Below are 17,160 nucleotides of genomic sequence, written 5' to 3'. Positions count from 1 at the left end.
CGGTAGGCTCCGCGTGCCTGATCTTCGCATCCGTCGCGGAGGTCAGACGCACGGATGCCCCTTCCCTATCCAGATCACTGGCGTTCCCGAAGCGCCGCGCTGCAGCGCAGGCGGCTTGCGAGCCAGATCGCCGGCGACCGCATGATGCGGGCCCTGGCGCGGCTGCAGGCGCTCGTTGAGAAGGCCGGCTTCCGCGAGGATCAGCCGCGCATCCCTGCCGGCAACGGCCGCGAAAGCGGTCAGTGGCGGTATGTCGAGGGCTATGCTCAGGGCCGGCAGCCGGGCATCGGCGACAATGGCGGGCCGTCACTCGACCCGCCCGACCCTCCGAAAGAACCGCCCAAGGACAGGGTCTCGAAGACCCAGGCCGCGAAGGCGCTGGCCAAGCAGATCGCCCGCGCGGCGCTGCGGCGAGCAGGCCCGATCGGCGCGGTCGTCACCGCGATAGAAGCCGGCCACTGGCTGTACTCCGAATGGCCGTCGATCCGGTCCTATCAGGATCCGCCCCAATCGCTCACCGAACTCCAGCAGCAGGCGGGGCAGCGGCGGCCGGGTTATGACGACCATCACATCGTCGAGCAGGGTGCGGGAGGGCGTGAAGGCTTTCCGCGCTCGATGCTCGACGGCCCCGACAATGTTGTCAGCATACCCCGCTACAAGCATCATGAAATTACGGGCTGGTACACGGCCAAGAATCCAAACTTCGGCGGCCTCTCGCCACGCGATTATCTGCGAGGTCGGGACTGGTCCGAGCATGTGCGGGTCGGACAGCAGGCATTACGACAGTTCGAGGTGCTCAAATGAGCAGGGTCAATCTCAAACGGCTGTCGACGAACGATCTGCTTCTGCTGTTCGAGAAGCTGTGCGTCGAGCAGTACGATTCTCTCGATCGCCAGGAGTACGCGGCTTTCAACCGGCGATACGATCGAATCCAGGCGATCGAAGACGAGCTGAAGTCGCGTCCCGGGGATCAGCGCCGCATCCTCATGACGCTCTTCGGCCATCCCAACATGCAAGTGCGACTCACTGCAGCGCGGGCCACCCTTGCCGTCGATTATCTCGCAGCCCGTCGCGAGATCCAGGAGATCGCCGACTCCAAATGGGGTCCGCAATGCGGAGACGCCGGCATGACCCTGATCAATCTGGACAATGGGATTTATCGGCCGAGTTGAGGCAGCCCCTCATCGGCGCCCGAACAGGCGCTCGATATCGGCGAGCTTGAGTTCGACATAGGTCGGGCGGCCGTGGTTGCACTGGCCGGAATTGGGCGTGACCTCCATTTCGCGCAGCAGCGCGTCCATCTCCTCGGGGCGGAGCCGACGGCCGGCGCGGACGGAGTTGTGGCAGGCCATCGTCGCCAGGACATGGTCGAGGCGTCGCTCCAGGGAACCGGCGGTTCCGTGCTCAGCCAGCGCGTCGGCGACGTCGCGGACGAGCTTCTGGAGGTTGCCGCCCGCGAGCTGCTGGGGCGCCTCGCGAACCAGAACCGCACCCGGACCGAAGGGCTCCAGCCTCAAGCCGAGCGTCGCCAGATCCTCGCTCGCCGCGTTCAGCCGGTCGGCGTCGACGGGGTCGAGTTCGACCACCTCGGGCAGGAGCAGAGGCTGCGTCGCGATGCCGCTGCGGGCGCGCTCGGCCTTGAGGCGCTCATAGACGAGGCGCTCATGGGCGGCGTGCTGGTCGACGATGACGACACCTTCTCGCGTCTGGGCGACGATATAGGTCTCGTGGAGCTGGGCCCGGGCGGCGCCCAGCGGCCGGTCGAGCGCGTCCGGCGCGGGCTCCGCGAGATGGGCGCGGGCGTCGGCCGAGGCGACGGCGAACCCGGCGAAGCCCTGCTGCGGTCGCGCGTCGAAGCCGGCGACGGGCGCGTTCCAAGCGGGCGTCTCCGGCAGGGTCGGGCGCAAAGGCGAGGTGCTGTTGCCGGTGCCAGCGAAGACCGCGCGGAAGGCCTCCAGCGTGCGCGCGCCGCCGGTCGTGGTGGCGCGGTGGCCGGCCTGCGCCAGCGCCGCCTTCAGCCCGGACACGACGAGGCCGCGGACCAGCTGCGGATCACGGAAGCGGACCTCGCTCTTGGCCGGGTGAACGTTGACGTCGACGGCGCGCGGATCGCAGGCGACATCGAGGAAGAGCACGGGGTGGCGGTCGGAGGGCACGACATCGGCATAGGCGCCGCGCACCGCCGAGAGCAGCAGCTTGTCGCGCACCGGCCGGCCATTGACGGCGAGATGTACGCCGGCCGAGGTGCCGCGGTGGAAGGTCGGCAAACCGGCGAAGCCGGTGACGTGGACGCCCTCGCGTGCCGCATCGAGCCGCAGGGCGTTCTCGGGGAAATCGCGCCCGAGCGCGCGGCCGAGCCGGCGCAGCTGCCCCTCCTCGCCGATCGCTTCCGCCGGCCAGTCGAAGGGCGAGACATGCTCGCCCTCGAGCGAAAACCGGATCGCCGGATGGGCGATGGCGAGGCGCCGCAGCATCTCCGAGACGGCCTGCGCCTCGGCCCGGTCGCTCTTGAGGAATTTCAGCCGGGCGGGGGTGAAGGCGAACAGATCGCTGACCTCGATGCGCGTGCCGGGTGCGGCGGCGACAGGGCGGACCACGCCCTTCTCGCCGGCCTCGACGATGAGGCCGACGCCCTGGGGGGCATCGTGGCGGCGGGTCGCGATGGAGAGCCGCGCGACCGAGCCGATCGAGGGCAGCGCCTCGCCGCGGAAGCCGAGCGACTGGATCGCGAAGAGATCCCCATCGGGTAGTTTCGAGGTGGCGTGGCGCTCGACGGCGAGCGCCAGATCCTCGGGCGTCATGCCGGCCCCGTCATCGACGACGCGGATCAGTTCGCGCCCGCCTGCCCGGATCGTGACCGCGATCGATCGCGCGCCGGCGTCGATGGCGTTCTCGACCAATTCCTTCACCGCCGCAGCCGGCCGCTCGATCACCTCGCCGGCGGCGATGCGGTCGACCAGGACGGGATCGAGGCGGCGGACGGGCATGCGGGTTCCGGAGCGGCGGGCGGCGCGGCGAATCGAGGGGTAGCGTCACGGCAGGATAGGGGATGGGGGCGAGTCGTGCCCAAATCGGATTCGCCAGCCCCAAATGAACGGGCGCGGGGAACCCCTCCCCCTTGTGGGGAGGGGCAGGGGTGGAGGTCGGGCCGCTCGGTCAGCGGTCACCAAGCGGAACCACCCCCATCCCCATACCCTTCCCCACAAGGGGGAAGGGAGGAGCGCTACTGGGCCGGCCTCGTCTGCGAACTCACACCAGCCCGACCGGCCGGCCGACCGCCTGGACCAGCAGGCGCGGGTCACCGAAGAGGCGCTCCGCCACGCGCTTGACGTCGGCCAGCGTCACCGCGGCGAAGAGGCTGTTGCGTTCGCTGAGGAACTCGGGCTCGAAGCCGTTGACGGCGAGGCCCAGCAGTTCCGAGGCGATCTTCGGCGAGGTGTCGAAGCGCAGCGGGTAGGAGCCGATGATGTAGCGCCTGGCCTCCTCGACCTCGTGCTCGCTCGGCCCCTCATTGGCGAGCTTGGCCATCTCCTCGCGGATCACGCTCATGGATTCAGCGGCGCGCTCGTTCTTGGTGGCGGTGCCGCCGACCAGCATGGCGCCCTGGCGCAGCGGCAGCAGGCTGGAGGAGACGCCATAGGCAAGGCCGCGCTTCTCGCGCACCTCCATAAACAGCCGCGAGGTGAAGGCCGAGCCGCCCAGGATGTGATTGAGCACGCTGCCGGCGATGAAATCCGGATCGTGCCGCATCAGGCCGGGGCCGACGAAGCGCAGCACGGTCTGCGGTACGTCGAGATCGATGGTGTGGGTCTGGCCGAGACCCTGGATCGGCAGGGCCTCGGCCGGCTGCGCGCGCGGCAGCCCTTCCGGCAGCGCACCGAAGATCTGGTCGAGCCGGCTTGCGAGTTCGTCGGCCGTGATGTCGCCGACGACGACCAGCTTCAGCCCGGCCCGTGCCAGCAGATCGCGCGAGAGCGCCTTCAGCGCGGTCGCTTCGAGCTGCGAGACGCTGTCGACATCGCCCTTCTCGGGCCGGCCATAGGGGTGGCCGGGGAAGGCGGCGGCGTAGAGCGCGTTGCGGCAGAGGGTTTCGGGGTTCTGGGCCTGGCGCTGCAGGCCGGAGATGACCTGGCCCTTGACGCGCGCGACGGCGTCGTCATCGAAGCGCGGGGCGTTCAGCGCCAGCGCCAGCAGCTCGAAGGCGGTGTCGCGGTGGCTCGACAGCGTCTGGAGATGGCCGTGGAAGTCGTCGCGGCGGGCATCGAAGCCGAGGCTGATGGCGTGGTCGGCGAGCTTGCCCTGGAAGGCCTCGGCGTCGAGATCGCCCGCGCCTTCGTCGAGCAGGCCGGAGACGAGATAGGCGCTGCCGGCGGCGTTCTCGGGATCGAGCGTCGCGCCACCGTCGAAGGCGAAGTCGACCGCGATCAGCGGCAGGCTGTGTTCCTCGACCAGCCAGGCCTCGACGCCGGCGGACGAGCGGACCTTCTGGACCGGGACCGAGGGGCCAGCGAGGCTGGTGGCGGCAGCGGGAATCGGAGCGTTCATGTCATGTCCTGGCTCGGGCCGGAACGCGGCCCCGTGCGGAAGGAGGACGGAGTCAGGCGGCGGGCAGGAGCAGGCCGGTGACGCCGCGGTCGGGCCGCAGATAGCGCCGCGCCGCTTCGAGAACAGCCTCACGCGACACGGCCTCGATCCGCTGCGGCCAGGCCAGCACGTCCTCGACCGTCTCGCCGACGGCCAGCGACGCCCCGAAAATGCGGGCGAGCGAAGACTGGCTGTCGCGGGCGAAGACCGTCTCGGCGACGAGCCGGGTGCGGGCGCGGGCGAGTTCGAGTTCGCTCGGCCCCTCGCTGAGGAAGGCGGCGAGCGCTGCATCGAGCCCGGCTTCCAGCGCGGCCATCTCGACGCCGGGGCGGGGGCTCACCGAAAGTTGGAAGGCGGCGCGGTCGACCATCGAGCCCATGAAGTAGGCGCTGGCGCCAGCGGCGAGATCGGCCTCGACACAGAGGCGGCGATAGAGCCGCGAGGTGGTGCCGCCACCGAGGATCTCGGCCAGAAGCTCGAGCGCGAAGACCTCGCCGGCATCGCCGCTGAGATAGGTCGGCGTCAGCCAGCCGCGCCGCAGCGAGGGCTGGCGCACGCGCGGGTCGCTCAGCGAGACCCGGCGCGCCGCACGCGGATGGGGCTCGGCCGGGCGCTTGCGGACCGGGGCCTCGCCGCGGGCGGGAATGGCGCCATAGGTCTCTTCCGCGAGGCGGCGGACGGTCGCGGCATCGGTGTCGCCGGCGACGACGAGGATCGCGTTTTCCGGCGTGTAGAAGCGCTGGTAATAGGCGAAGGCGTCGTCCCGATTCAGGCCCTCGATCTCGTGCTCCCAGCCGATGATCGGGGTGCCATAGGGGTGATGGACAAAGAGCGCGGCCGAAAACTCCTCGCCGAGCTGGGCGGCCGGGTCTGCATCGACGCGCATCTTGCGCTCTTCCAGCACCACGTCACGCTCGGGCCCGACGACGCTCTCGTCGAAGGCCAGCCCGGTCATCCGGTCGGCCTCGTAATCCATCATGGCGCGCAGATGCTCTTTCGGCACGCGCTGGAAATAGGCGGTGTAGTCGAAGGAGGTGAAGGCGTTCTCCTGGCCGCCAAGCCCGGCGACGATCTTGGAGAACTCGCCCGCCGGCCATTTCGCCGTGCCCTTGAACATTAGATGCTCGAGGAAATGCGCGATGCCGGACTTTCCGGCCGGATCGTCGGCGGAGCCGTTGCGGTACCAGACCATGTGGGTGACGACGGGCGCGCGCCGGTCCGGCACCACCACGATGTCGAGACCATTTGCGAGGCGAAAGGATTCCACCGGCTGGGCGGCTCCGGTCGGCTGCGCATGCATGTTCACCTGGACCGTCTCCGTGATGGGGGCGCCGGCGGCGCGTTCAGATGTCAGTGAGGCGGCCGCGCCGGGACGACGCGCCGCCTCTCCATGCATTTATGTGTTGCCGGCGCGAACCGCCAGTGGCCGGCCCGGGGCCGCGACACCGCAGGGCGCCGCCGCACGCGTCTTATTGCAGCGGGATCTGACCGGTCAGGAATTCGCGCTGACCGACCGCCTGCTTGTCCTCAACCGGACCGCCCTGGCCCGGACCCAGCGGGGCGGAACCGGCGGGGCGACGGTAGCCGACCGGCGGATCGGCGAGCGTGCGGCGCGGCGGCTCCGAGCCATAGGTGAGTTGATCGAGCGCCACCTGATTCTGGCGGCTGGCCAGTTCACGACCGGTGCGGATCGGCGCGATCTGGTTGTTGTAGTTGTTGTGTTCCTCGACGATCTCGGGCCGGCCGGTGTCGCGGGTGGTGCGGCCGCGGCGCAGTTCCTCCTGGCTCAGCATCGGGTTGTTGCGCCAGTTGGGGTTGGAGCCGGCGGGCGCGCGGGCGGCGGCGGCATCGGCGCGGCGGGCGGCGACGTCGGGATCGTTCGGCCAGGCGGCGTTGCGGGTGCTGGCGGATTCCTGCGGCCGCGGCAGGGTCGAATTCGGCGGAACGACCAGCGGCGGCCGCTGGCGATACTCGATGTCGTCACCCGGACGGCCGCCGACGACGCCTTCCAGCAGGTTCTTGAAGAGCATGCCTTCCTGGGCGAGCGCGGGCTGGCCCGCCAAAGCGAGGCCGCCGGCCAGCAGCAGATGCGTCACGCGGATGCGATGCGCCATGTCAAACCTCCCTCGGGGATATTGCTTCCCCGTCTCAAACCGCACGCGAACGGCAAAACGATGGCGGAGCCGGGTTCAAGCCGCGTTTTCGGCCGCCGGCCGGAAGGACTCATACAGCAGCCCGACCACCCCGACAACGATCGCGGCATCGGCGATGTTGAAGATGTACCAGCTGAAGCTGCCCCAATGCAGGTGAACGAAGTCGACGACCGCGCCATAGACCCCACGGTCGAGCCCGTTGCCGAGCGCGCCGCCGACGATGAGAGCAAGGCTCGCGACCGTCAGCGGGCGCTGCTCGCGCCACATCCAGCGGCCGAGCCAGATCGCGGCCGCGATCGAGATCACGACGAGACCCCAGCGGCCGAGATCGCTGTGCTGCTGGAACAGCCCGTAGGAAATGCCGCGGTTCCAGGCGAGCACGATGTCCATGAAGGGCGTGACCGCATAGGGCCCCGTTTCCGCCAGGCGCAGCCCGAAGAGCAGCCAGAGCTTCAGCGCCTGGTCGACGAGGAAGACGACCAAGACGATGGAAAGGCCGAGCCGGCGGGCGGGCGTCACGCGGCGCTCCGGCCGAGTTCGCGCAGCGCCTTGGCGTCGCGCGGCGTCACGGCGGGATAGGCCGGATCGGCCGTCGCGGGATCGAAATACTTCCAGGAGCGCGCGCATTTGACGCCATCGGCGCGATGCGGGACCACCGCGACGCCCGGCACCTCGGGCAGGCGGACGGCCTCCGCCGGCCCCTCCCCGCTCTCGACGCGGATGGCCGAGGTGATGCTGATCTCGGCGAGATCGGCGCCCGAGAGCGCAGCCAGCAGATCGGGATCGGAGACGAAGACCTGCGGGGCGGCCTCCAGCGAAGAGCCGAGACGCTTGGCCGCACGCTCGAGTTCGAGCGCACCGGTGACGACGCGGCGGACCTTGCGGATCTTGCTCCAGCGCTCGGCCAGTTCGGCATCGAGCCAGGCCTCGGGCACGCTGGCGAAGAGCTCCAGATGGACCGAGCCTTCGAGCGTCTTCTGCTCCGGATAGCGCTCCAGCCAGGCTTCCTCGGCGGTGAAGACCAGGATCGGCGCGAGCCAGGTCGTCAGGCAGCGGAAGAGATGGTCGACGACGGTGAGCGCGCTCTTGCGGACATGGCTGGAGAGCGGGTCGCAATAGAGCGCGTCCTTGCGGACGTCGAAATAGAAGGCCGAGAGCTCGGTGTTCATGAACTGCGAGAGCAGCGTCACGACCTTCTTGTAGTCGTAGGTGCGGTAGGCCTCCTCGACCTGCGGGCCGATCTCGGCCAGCCGGTGCAGCATCAGCCGCTCCAGCTCCGGCATGGTCTGAACCTCGGCCACACGGATGTCCTCGCTGAAATGGGCGAGCGTGCCGAGCATCCAGCGCATCGTGTTGCGGAGCTTGCGATAGGTCTCGACGAAGGTCTTGAGGATCTCCTTGCCGATGCGCAGATCGTCGGAATAGTCCGCCGCCGCGACCCAGAGGCGCAGGATGTCGGCGCCCGAATCCTTGATGATGTCCTGCGGGGCGGTGACGTTGCCCTTCGACTTCGACATCTTCTCGCCCTTCTCGTCGAGGCAGAAGCCGTGCGTCAGCACGATGTCGTAGGGCGCGCGGCCACGCGTGCCGCAGCTTTCCAGCAGCGAGGAGTGGAACCAGCCGCGATGCTGGTCCGAGCCTTCGAGATACATGACGCGGTCATTGCCGCCATCGCCGCGACGGCGGGCGCGCAGATCGGCGCGCTTCTCCAGCGTGAAGGCATGGGTCGAGCCTGAATCGAACCAGACGTCGAGCACGTCGGTGACGCGCTCGTAGTTCGCCGGGTCGTAGCCGAAGGGCTTGAGGAAACGGGCGCCGTCGGTGTCGGTGAACCAGGCATCTGCCCCTTCCGCCTCGAAGGCCTCGGCGATGGCCGCGTTGACCTTCGCGTCGACCAGTATCTCCTTGCTCTCCTTCTCGACGAAGACGGTGATCGGCACGCCCCAGGCGCGCTGGCGCGAGACCACCCAGTCGGGGCGGTTGGCGATCATGCCATTGATGCGGTTTTCACCCGCTGCGGGAACCCATTGGGTGTCCTTGATCGCGCCGAGGGCGACTTCGCGCAGGGTACGGTTGCCGAGCGTGTCGACCGCTTTGTCCATGGCGATGAACCATTGCGGCGTGTTGCGGAAGATGACCGGCTTCTTCGAGCGCCAGCTATGCGGATACTGGTGCTTCAGGCGGCCGCGCGCGACGAGGTTGCCCGACGCCGCGAGCGCCTTGATGACGACCTCGTTGGCGTTGCCCTTCTCGCCGGTGTCGGTGATGACCTGAGCGCCCTCGAAGCCCGGCGCGTCCTTGGTGAAGCGGCCATCGGCATCGACGGTGTAGGGGATGCGGGTCTCGATGCCGCGCTCGGCGAGCTGGCGGCCGTTGCTCATCCAGACGTCGAAATCCTCGCGGCCATGGCCGGGCGCGGTGTGGACGAAGCCCGTGCCGGCGTCGTCGGTGACATGGTCGCCGTCGAGCAGGGGAACGTCGAAGTCGTAGCCGTGCCCACGGAGGGGGTGGGCGCAGGTGAGGCCGGCGAGCGCGGCCGCCGGGACGTCGGCGACGAGTTCAAAGGCCTCGACCTTCGCTGCCTTGAAGACGCTTTCGGCGAGATTTTTAGCGAGGACATAGGTTGCACCAACCTTGGCCCAGTTGTTCTCGGGCGCAACGGTGACGCGGTAAAGCCCGTAAGCAATCTTATGGTTGAACGAGATCGCGCGGTTGCCGGGCATCGTCCACGGCGTTGTGGTCCAGATGATGACAGATGCGTTTCTTAGTTCCTCAGCGAATTTCCAAATCTTCGGCCACGGCGTCGCCCCCATGTCGCCCGTCATCGGCTGAACAATTGGAAACGCCACGAACACCGTGTCGCTCGTGTGCTCCTCGTATTCGACCTCGGCCTCGGCGAGCGCGGTCTTCTCGACCACCGACCACATCACCGGCTTGGAGCCGCGATAGAGCTGGCCGGTTTCGGCGAACTTCATGATCTCGCGGGCGATCTGCGCCTCGGCCGGATAGGCCATGGTCAGGTAAGGATCGTCCCAGTCGCCCTCGACGCCGAGCCGCTTGAACTCCTCGCGCTGGACCGAGACCCAGTGCTCGGCGAAGCTGCGGCATTCCTTGCGGAACTCGACGACCGGCACGTCGTCCTTGTTCAGCCCCTTGGCGCGGTACTGCTCCTCGATCTTCCACTCGATGGGCAGGCCGTGGCAGTCCCAGCCCGGGACGTAGTTGGAATCGAAGCCCAGCATCTGCTGCGAGCGCGTGACGAGATCCTTCAGGACCTTGTTGAGCGCGTGGCCGATATGGATGTTCCCGTTGGCATAGGGCGGGCCGTCATGCAGGACGAAGCGGTCGCGGCCCTTACCGGCCTCGCGCAGCTTGCGGTAGAGGTCGATCCTGGCCCAGCGCGCCAGCAGTTCCGGCTCGCGCTGCGGCAGGCCGGCCCGCATCGGGAACTCGGTCTGGGGCAGGAACAGCGTCTGGGAATAGTCGGTCGCGTCGGTCTTATCGGCGGTCTGGTCGGTCATGGTCCGGCTCGGGCACTGGGACAGGCGGCGGCGGTGGCCGCGCTCATCCTCTGGAAACGGGAAAAGCGGTCTTCAACCCGGACTGCGCAGGCGCCCGCGCTCAGCGCGAGGCGGCAGCCGGGCCTGTAATTCGCCGGAGAAGGCACATAGGCAGCATGACCATCGGCAGCTTCTAGACCAGATCTCTCGTCGCCGGAACCGCCACCGCGCGTGGTTGAACGTCGTCGCTGCTCTAGCAAAGCCCCGTCAAGGAAGGAAGGGCGGCGTCGTGCTGAGGATCTCGCGGGCGCGGGCGCTATCGGCGTCCATCTGGACGATCAGGGCTTCGAGCGAGTCGAACTTCGCCTCGCCCCGCAGCCAGGCGACGAAGGCGACATCGACCTGCTTGCCGTAAAGATCGCCGGAGAAGTCAAAGACGAACGTCTCCAGCCGTGGGGCGCCGTCGTCGAAGGTCGGCCGGCTGCCGAAGCTTGCGACGCCGTCGTGCCAGATGCCGTCGATCTTCATACGCACCGCGTAGATGCCGTATTTCAGCCGGCAGTCGCGGGCGAGATGCATGTTTGCGGTGGGGTAGCCGAGATCGCGGCCCCGCTTGTCGCCATGGGCCACGACGCCGCGCACGAACCAGGGGCGGCCGAGGAAATCGGCGGCGCGGGCGACGTCGCCCTGCTCCAGCGCCGTTCGGATCAGCGTCGACGAGACGGGCTCGCCGTCGCGGGCGAAGGGCGGCACGACGACGACCGGGATGCCCTTACCCGCGCAACGCTCCTGCAGCATCTCCGGCGCGCCGCGGCGACCCTGGCCGAAATGGAAATCATAGCCGCAGACGAGGCCGGCGGCGCCGAGGCGCCCGAGCAGGAGATCGTCGACGAAGGCTTCGGCCTGGATCGCGGCAATGGTGCGGTCGAAAGGCAGGACGAAGGTCAGCGGCAGCCCCATGGCGCCGAGTAGCTCCGTCTTCAAGGCCGGCGGCGTCAGGCGGAACACCGGCTCCTCCGGACGGAAGACGCTGCGCGGGTGCGGCTCGAAGGTCAGCGCCGCCGGGCGCCGGCCCAGTCGTTCGGCCAATCCGACCGCCTCGCGCGCCAGCTCGGCATGGCCGCGATGGACACCGTCGAAATTGCCGAGCGCGAGGACGCAGCCGCGCAGCGCGGCCGGTACGGGCTTGTCGAGGTCGATCACGAAGCTGGAGGGCGCGTCGGCGGGCGAAGTCATCTGTGCGGGCGATCCGGGCATCCCGGCTTACGCCGGACCGGCCCCTCATTGGCCAGCGGCGGCGAAGCGTCAAGCCGGACCGTCGCCCGATGGCCCTCGGCCGCGTCAGCTCCGCGGGCGCGCGGGCGGCAGGGCGACCCAGGCCTCGCCCTCCAGCACGGCCTTGCCGTCGACGAGGCATTCGCAGAACAGCCGCGCCCGGCGACGCTCCGCCACCAGCTCCATCACCTCGACACGCGCCGTGACGACGTCGCCGATCTTGACGGGGGCGAGAAAGGTCAGGGTCTGCGACAGATAGACCGCTCCCGGCCCCGGCAGCCTTGTGCCGAGCAGGGCGGAAACCAGGCTCGCGGTGAGCATGCCATGAGCGATGCGCTGGCCGAATTTGGTGTTGGCGGCGTAGCGGTCGCAGAGATGGATCGGGTTGGCGTCGCCGGACAGATCGGCGAAGAGCGAGACGTCGCGCTCCATCACCGTCCGCATGAGGCTCTGGCTCATGCCGACCGTCAGATCCTCGAAGGCATGGACGGTATAGAGGGCGCTGGTCATGGGTGTCGGTGCCTGGGCTCGACCGCGGCGCGGGGGTCGCCGGGTCGATTTTTGCTGCGTCGCAGCCTCTCACAGCGGCAAAAACCCGGCCATTGGACTTTCGTGGCTGGTGGCAAAAACGCCATGACCAAGCGTCACTGCGGCATTGGATTAACGGCTTTGAAACACGGCCGCGGTAACGCTGGGTTCACTGACTGCCGCTGCGCTTGCAGCGGCCCGGCGCGGCATGTTCCGCGCCGTCACCGTTTGCTTGGAGCACCGCCATGGCTCTCGATCCGTCCATGCCCATTCTGGTGGTCGACGATTACCAGACGATGGTCCGGATCATCCGCAACCTGTTGAAACAGCTCGGGTTCGAGAATGTCGACGATGCCGCCGACGGCCAGGCGGCCATCGCCAAGATGCGGGACAAGCGCTACGGCCTGGTGATCTCGGACTGGAACATGGAGCCGATGACGGGCTTCGAGCTGCTGCAGCGCGTGCGCGAGGAAGACGCGCTGGCCTCGACGCCTTTCATCATGGTGACGGCGGAATCCCGCACCGAGAACGTCATCGCCGCCAAGAAGGCCGGCGTGAACAACTACATCGTCAAGCCGTTCAACGCGCAGACGCTGCGCTCGAAGATCGAATCCGTCTGCACGGGCTGATCCGCGCACGAGGCGCCAGCCCGCGCCTCACCAGACGAGATGCGGCAGCGCATAGGCAGGGCGATGGCTCTGTCGGCCGAACCAGCCATGGCGCTCGTCCCAGGACGCCTCCATCAGATCCTGCGCGTGGATTCCGGCCAGAACCATGATGCCGGTGATGCCGAAGGCCTGCGCGCCGGCGATGTCGGTGCGGATCGCATCGCCGATGCCGCAGATCCGCTCGCGCGGGATCGACGCGCCGCGCAAGCCGTCGGCGACGGCCAACGCCGCCTCATAGATCGGCGCATGTGGCTTGCCGGCATAGATCGCCCGCCCGCCCATCTCCTCATAGGCGAGCGCAACCGAGCCGGCGCAGGGCACGATCCGGCCACCGCGCTCCACCACGAGATCGGGATTGGCGCAGATCATGTCGAGCCCGCGCGCGGCGAAGCCGGCGAGAAGGCCGGCATAGGTCTCGGCCGTATCGGTCTCGTCGTCGAGCAGGCCGGTGCAAAGCACGTAGCTGGCCTCCTCCGGCGCGACCTCTGGCGCATCGAGCCCCGCGACCAGCGGCTTGTCGCGCTCCGGCCCGAGCCGGAACATCGGCCGGCCCGCGCGCGCGGCAATCAGGCCGCGACAGACATCGCCGGAGGTGACGATGGCATCCCAGGCTGCACGGGGCACACCGAAGCCATCGAGCTGCTGCTCGATCACGGCCGCCGGGCGCGGCGCATTGGTGACAAGGACAACGCTGATCCCGCGTTCGCGCATCGCGACCAGCGCCGAGACGGCCTCGCCAAAGGCGGCAACGCCGTTATGGACCACGCCCCAGACGTCGCAGAGGCAGAGATCGAAACGGCCGGCGATCTCGGAGAAGCCCGACAGCGGCAGGGTCGGCGGGGTGGTGGATGACGGCACGGCGGGTGGCTCCCAGACTCGGTGCCGCCGGCTTTACAGGATCACGCCGCGCCTCGCATCTGCGAAAGGTCGCAGCGGCGCCGATCAAGCCGTGGCGCGGCGCAGGACCGAGCGGAAGGATTGCCGCTCCGGCGGAGCCTCGCGGGTCGCCGCCGGCTGGCCGGGATAGTCCACGACCTCGGCCAAGCGCTGCTCCGGTGCGGGAGCCGGCGACGGGGAAGGCTCGGCAGCGGCGGGTGCGGGCTCGGCCGGCTCGGCGAAGACATCCGGCTTGACCGGGCGCGGCGGCGAGAAGACCGGCCCCTGCCCCATCCCGACGCCGAGGTCGATCATGTCCGCGACCGTCGGGTCGTCGGCGACCTGGTCGGCGACCAGAACGATCGAGGCACGCGCCAGCAGAGCAGAGAGATCGGCCGGCGCAATGTCGGCGGTCTCGCTGTCGACCTGCTCCATCAGAAGAGCGGCCGGCGCCTTGACGAAGCGGATGCCGCGATCGAACAGCGCGACCGGATCGAGCCTGAGATCGACCAACTCATCCAGCGCGAAGCGCACGCCATTGGCCGACATGGCGCCGAGCAGGCCGAGGCTGGTCGGGTCCAGGCCGCGGAACACGCGCTGCGGCATCTCGATGATCAGATGGCCGGTGTGCTCGCGATACTTCTCGAGGATGCGCGACAGCGTCGCCAGCGCCTTGGACGAACTCCAGGTCGCGCCGCTGAAATTGCAGGACACGAAGAGCTCGCCCGGCTTGGAGCCGAGATGACGGGCGATGGCGAGCGCCCGGGTCAGCACCAGCGCATCGAGCGTCGGGCCGAAGCCGCGCTCCTCGATCACCGGGATGAACTCGTGCGGGAGCAGCAGGGTGTGCTCGTCCAGCCGCAGGCGCACCAGCGCCTCGTAGCCCCGCGTGCGGCGCTGCGGCAATTGCACGATCGGCTGCAGATGAACCTCGACGCGCCCTTCGGACAACGCTGCGCCGATGACGGCGGCGCGCTCTGCGGCGGCCCGTTCCTCGGCCTGGCGCGCGGCTTCCGCCCGTTCGGCGGCTTGCGCCTTGAGACGCTCCTGCCGCGCGGCCTCCGGATCGACGACGACGAGCGGCGCGACCCTGGGAGCGGGCGGAGCGACAGCCGTCGACCGCTCATCCGCCGCCGGCGCAGCGGCGCGCGCCTGGACCGCGGCCAGCGCGGCGTCGTGATCGGCCAGAGTCGTGGCGACCTGATGGATCAGATCGCCAAGCAGGCCGACCTCGGCTGTCAGTTCGTTGATGGCGGCTCGCGCCGGTGCCGCGTCGACATCGCGCATCGGCATCTGCTCGACTCTCTTGGAGAGTGCATCGAGGCGGATCGCATTGGTCGCCAGCCGGACCTTGACCTCCCCGACAGCGGCGAGAACCTGCTCGCGCTGCGCTTGGGCTCGCCGTTCGGCCAGCCACATCGAGCCAAGGCCGCCCCCGCCCGCCAGCAACAGGCCGAGCGCGGCCCCCAGCGGAGTCGGCCAGAGCAGCGTCAAGACCGCGCCTGCCGACAGCCCGGTGACGGCGCTGGCGAGAGGATGCAGAGCGTTCGGTCGGAGAGGGGCCAAGGCAGCGGTCGCGCGAGGGGTTGATCGGGAAGAAACGGCGAATCACACCACTGTGACAACACTAGCCGCAGAGCCGCGCGGAGGCGAGCTTTCGGCCGTTTTGGCTGTTGGGAATGCCGGTTTCGCCCAGCGAAGGCAGCCGGCATCGTCAGTGACGGACGACGCCGAGATCCGCGAGAAGTCGGTCGGTGATTTCCGCCCCGAAACCGCGCTTCATCAACCAGACGCGCGGCTCGCGATGAAAGGCTGGGAACTGTTCGCACAGCTCGGCGATGGCGCGGGACCGCTCCTCGGCATCTCCGGTCTGCACGGCGTGGAGCGCGCGTCCCAGCAGGGCAAAGGGGTTTCCGCCACCGGCCAGGAACTCGCCATGTCCACGCGCCACCTGCCGGGCGCCGAGCAGATGCGCGCCCAGCAGAGCGTAGAAATCATAGGAAGCCGGGCGCCCTGCACTCAGCGCGATCGCCTTCTCGAGGAGGGGCAGCCCCTCGGCCGGTCGATTGAGCTGGATGTAGCGCGCGCCCAGCATCGCCATGATGTCGGGGTCGTAGGGGTTGCGTCCCATTGCGGCGCGCCCGGCCGCCAGCCCTTCGTTGATGGCGCCGCGCTTGAACAGCGTCGACATCAGCGCCTGATGGGCGCGGGCGCTGGAAGGAGCCAGCCGCACCGCCGTCAGCGCCGCGGCATGGGCACGCTCCAGCGCATCCGGCAACTGGTTGAAGCCAAAGCTTTGCTCGAACACCGACAGCAGCGAGAGCTGGATCCAGGCGGGGTAGAAGGTGGGGTCACGCCGGACGAGGTCCTGAAGACAGTTGCGCGCCGCCAGATGCGCCGCTGCGGTCATCGTCCGCCGCACATCGATCGCCTCATAGATGCAGCTCATCGGACCGGCAGTCCGATTCTGACGAATGTCGGCATGGATGATCCCGAACGGCTCGGCCAGCCGCGTCGCCAGGCGCCGCGCATTTTCGGGAAGGTCCTCGTCATTCGCCCTGAGCACGCGTGTCGACGAAGCGGACCAGATGATGCGCCCGTCCGGCACCGCCCTCAGTCGGCCGAAGCCTTCCGTGCCCGTGGCAACGCTCTGAGCCGACATCTCCAGCACATAGTCGGCCTCCCGTGGCAGCGGCTGCCCCTGGGCCGGCACCTTGATGGTCAGCAGGTCGTCGAAACGGGAGAGCGCATCGACCAGGAAATTCGTAAAGCGGCGGGAGGCTGCAGCGAGTTCGGCATCAGCGAAATCCGGCACCGAGACGACCAGGACGGTCGTCTCGAGCGGCGCCGCTGCGGGTTTGTCGAGCCTGGCAAGCGGCATCTCCCGATCCATGCTCGCCAGCGCCGTGCCGGGCGCATCGACCGAGGCCACCCGATCGGCCGTGCGCGGGCCCAGCAGGCCACCATACCAGGCGACGAGCGAGAGCAGCGCCGCTGTGAGCGCGAGACCAGCCGCCAGCGGCCAGCGCTTCGCCAGACCTCGTTCGAGGGGCCTCTCCGTGATCGGCGCCACCGTCGGGGGCTCGTCGCCCCGATCATCCGTTGCGCTTTCGCTGCGATGCGCCTGCCCTGCGTCGGTCTGCGCCGGCTCGACGCGCTCGAAGGCCGGGACATAGGCGCCGACGGGAATGGTGATTCGCACCGGATCCGCGGCGCCCTCGCCGGCATAGTACTGCGCCAGTGCCCGACGCAGGCGGCCGGCCTCGACGCGCACGATGGGGTCAGATTGCGGGTCGAAATCCGGCGAGCGGCCGAAGGCTTCGACTGCGATGGTGTAACCCTTCAGCTCGCCGCCGCGGCCTGCCACGGCGCGATCGACGATGAAGGCGAGGAAGGCCGAGAGCTGCGGCGCCGCGCGGAAGGCATCCGACGCGAGGATCCGCGCGAGCCCGGCGCGGATGTCCGCGAGGGGCTCGTGATCGAGCGTTTCCGAGCCTGCGCCTGATACGTCCATGGGGGTCCGGTTCAGTTTACGCCCCTTGTTCGGAGTACAGCAAAAGCGACGCTGGGTCACCC

The 17,160-nt window shown here is 68.9% G+C and carries 14 protein-coding genes; 3 read left to right on the top strand and 11 right to left on the bottom strand.

Annotation, left to right across the window (positions count from 1 at the left end):
• Nucleotides 1-141: 141 nt before the first annotated feature.
• Both AX750_RS24090 and AX750_RS24085 read left to right on the top strand, forming a co-directional pair.
• Nucleotides 142-804, top strand: a complete 663-nt coding sequence (locus AX750_RS24090) for a hypothetical protein (RefSeq protein WP_156449849.1) — start codon at nt 142-144, stop codon at nt 802-804.
• Nucleotides 801-1,172: a DUF2019 domain-containing protein gene (locus tag AX750_RS24085; protein WP_066720985.1), complete on the top strand. Its 372-nt coding sequence runs from the start codon at nt 801-803 to the stop codon at nt 1,170-1,172. Before AX750_RS24090 ends, AX750_RS24085 begins: the two co-directional genes overlap by 4 nt.
• A gap of 9 nt (nt 1,173-1,181) precedes the next feature.
• Here AX750_RS24085 and mutL read toward each other — a convergent pair whose 3' ends face one another.
• From mutL to AX750_RS24045, 8 genes are all read right to left on the bottom strand, one after another.
• Nucleotides 1,182-2,987: a DNA mismatch repair endonuclease MutL gene (gene mutL, locus AX750_RS24080; RefSeq protein ID WP_066720982.1), complete on the bottom strand. Its 1,806-nt coding sequence runs from the start codon at nt 2,985-2,987 to the stop codon at nt 1,182-1,184.
• A gap of 262 nt (nt 2,988-3,249) precedes the next feature.
• Entirely contained in the window at nt 3,250-4,545 is a 1,296-nt protein-coding gene (locus AX750_RS24075; RefSeq protein ID WP_066720979.1) for a pitrilysin family protein, read from the bottom strand.
• Between the two features lie 52 nt (nt 4,546-4,597).
• Nucleotides 4,598-5,884, bottom strand: a complete 1,287-nt coding sequence (locus tag AX750_RS24070) for a pitrilysin family protein (RefSeq protein ID WP_066721182.1) — start codon at nt 5,882-5,884, stop codon at nt 4,598-4,600.
• A gap of 169 nt (nt 5,885-6,053) precedes the next feature.
• Nucleotides 6,054-6,698 (bottom strand): hypothetical protein, encoded by a 645-nt coding sequence (locus AX750_RS24065; protein ID WP_066720974.1) that lies wholly within the window; start codon nt 6,696-6,698, stop codon nt 6,054-6,056.
• A gap of 75 nt (nt 6,699-6,773) precedes the next feature.
• Nucleotides 6,774-7,256 (bottom strand): signal peptidase II, encoded by a 483-nt coding sequence (gene lspA, locus AX750_RS24060; RefSeq protein WP_066720972.1) that lies wholly within the window; start codon nt 7,254-7,256, stop codon nt 6,774-6,776.
• Nucleotides 7,253-10,258, bottom strand: coding sequence for an isoleucine--tRNA ligase (ileS, locus tag AX750_RS24055; RefSeq protein WP_066720970.1), 3,006 nt, complete (start codon nt 10,256-10,258; stop codon nt 7,253-7,255). Before ileS ends, lspA begins: the two co-directional genes overlap by 4 nt.
• Nucleotides 10,259-10,504: 246 nt before the next feature.
• Nucleotides 10,505-11,473, bottom strand: coding sequence for a bifunctional riboflavin kinase/FAD synthetase (locus AX750_RS24050; RefSeq protein WP_066720967.1), 969 nt, complete (start codon nt 11,471-11,473; stop codon nt 10,505-10,507).
• Between the two features lie 105 nt (nt 11,474-11,578).
• Entirely contained in the window at nt 11,579-12,022 is a 444-nt protein-coding gene (locus AX750_RS24045) for a MaoC family dehydratase (RefSeq protein ID WP_066720964.1), read from the bottom strand.
• Nucleotides 12,023-12,285: 263 nt separating this feature from the next.
• On the opposite strand from AX750_RS24045, the gene AX750_RS24040 reads away from it, so the two are divergent.
• A complete protein-coding gene (locus AX750_RS24040) occupies nt 12,286-12,669 on the top strand; it encodes a response regulator (RefSeq protein WP_066720961.1) in 384 nt (127 codons plus the stop codon).
• A gap of 27 nt (nt 12,670-12,696) precedes the next feature.
• Here the strand turns inward: AX750_RS24040 and AX750_RS24035 are convergent, their stop codons facing one another.
• The 3 genes from AX750_RS24035 to AX750_RS24025 form a co-directional block, all read right to left on the bottom strand.
• Nucleotides 12,697-13,566, bottom strand: coding sequence for a TIGR01459 family HAD-type hydrolase (locus AX750_RS24035; RefSeq protein WP_066720958.1), 870 nt, complete (start codon nt 13,564-13,566; stop codon nt 12,697-12,699).
• An 84-nt stretch (nt 13,567-13,650) separates the two neighbouring features.
• Entirely contained in the window at nt 13,651-15,150 is a 1,500-nt protein-coding gene (locus tag AX750_RS24030; RefSeq protein ID WP_066720955.1) for an EAL domain-containing protein, read from the bottom strand.
• A gap of 148 nt (nt 15,151-15,298) precedes the next feature.
• Nucleotides 15,299-17,098 (bottom strand): hypothetical protein, encoded by a 1,800-nt coding sequence (locus tag AX750_RS24025; protein ID WP_066720952.1) that lies wholly within the window; start codon nt 17,096-17,098, stop codon nt 15,299-15,301.
• Between the last annotated feature and the right edge of the window lie 62 nt (nt 17,099-17,160).

Source organism: Methylobacterium sp. CCH7-A2 (genome assembly GCF_001557075.1).
Lineage (GTDB): Bacteria > Pseudomonadota > Alphaproteobacteria > Rhizobiales > Beijerinckiaceae > Allobosea > Allobosea massiliensis.
The sequence above is the reverse complement of the archived record's forward strand: the minus strand, read 5'-3'. Positions and strand labels throughout refer to the sequence as shown.

Bases quoted from the DNA above. Each gene is read 5' to 3' on its own strand.
- AX750_RS24070 (WP_066721182.1), bottom strand. From the start codon at position 5,884: ATGCATGCGCAGCCGACCGGAGCCGCCCAGCCGGTGGAATCCTTTCGC.
- ileS (WP_066720970.1), bottom strand. From the start codon at position 10,258: ATGACCGACCAGACCGCCGATAAGACCGACGCGACCGACTATTCCCAG.
- AX750_RS24075 (WP_066720979.1), bottom strand. From the start codon at position 4,545: ATGAACGCTCCGATTCCCGCTGCCGCCACCAGCCTCGCTGGCCCCTCG.
- AX750_RS24050 (WP_066720967.1), bottom strand. From the start codon at position 11,473: ATGACTTCGCCCGCCGACGCGCCCTCCAGCTTCGTGATCGACCTCGAC.
- AX750_RS24040 (WP_066720961.1), top strand. From the start codon at position 12,286: ATGGCTCTCGATCCGTCCATGCCCATTCTGGTGGTCGACGATTACCAG.
- AX750_RS24045 (WP_066720964.1), bottom strand. From the start codon at position 12,022: ATGACCAGCGCCCTCTATACCGTCCATGCCTTCGAGGATCTGACGGTC.
- AX750_RS24025 (WP_066720952.1), bottom strand. From the start codon at position 17,098: ATGGACGTATCAGGCGCAGGCTCGGAAACGCTCGATCACGAGCCCCTC.
- AX750_RS24085 (WP_066720985.1), top strand. From the start codon at position 801: ATGAGCAGGGTCAATCTCAAACGGCTGTCGACGAACGATCTGCTTCTG.
- mutL (WP_066720982.1), bottom strand. From the start codon at position 2,987: ATGCCCGTCCGCCGCCTCGATCCCGTCCTGGTCGACCGCATCGCCGCC.
- AX750_RS24065 (WP_066720974.1), bottom strand. From the start codon at position 6,698: ATGGCGCATCGCATCCGCGTGACGCATCTGCTGCTGGCCGGCGGCCTC.
- AX750_RS24090 (WP_156449849.1), top strand. From the start codon at position 142: ATGATGCGGGCCCTGGCGCGGCTGCAGGCGCTCGTTGAGAAGGCCGGC.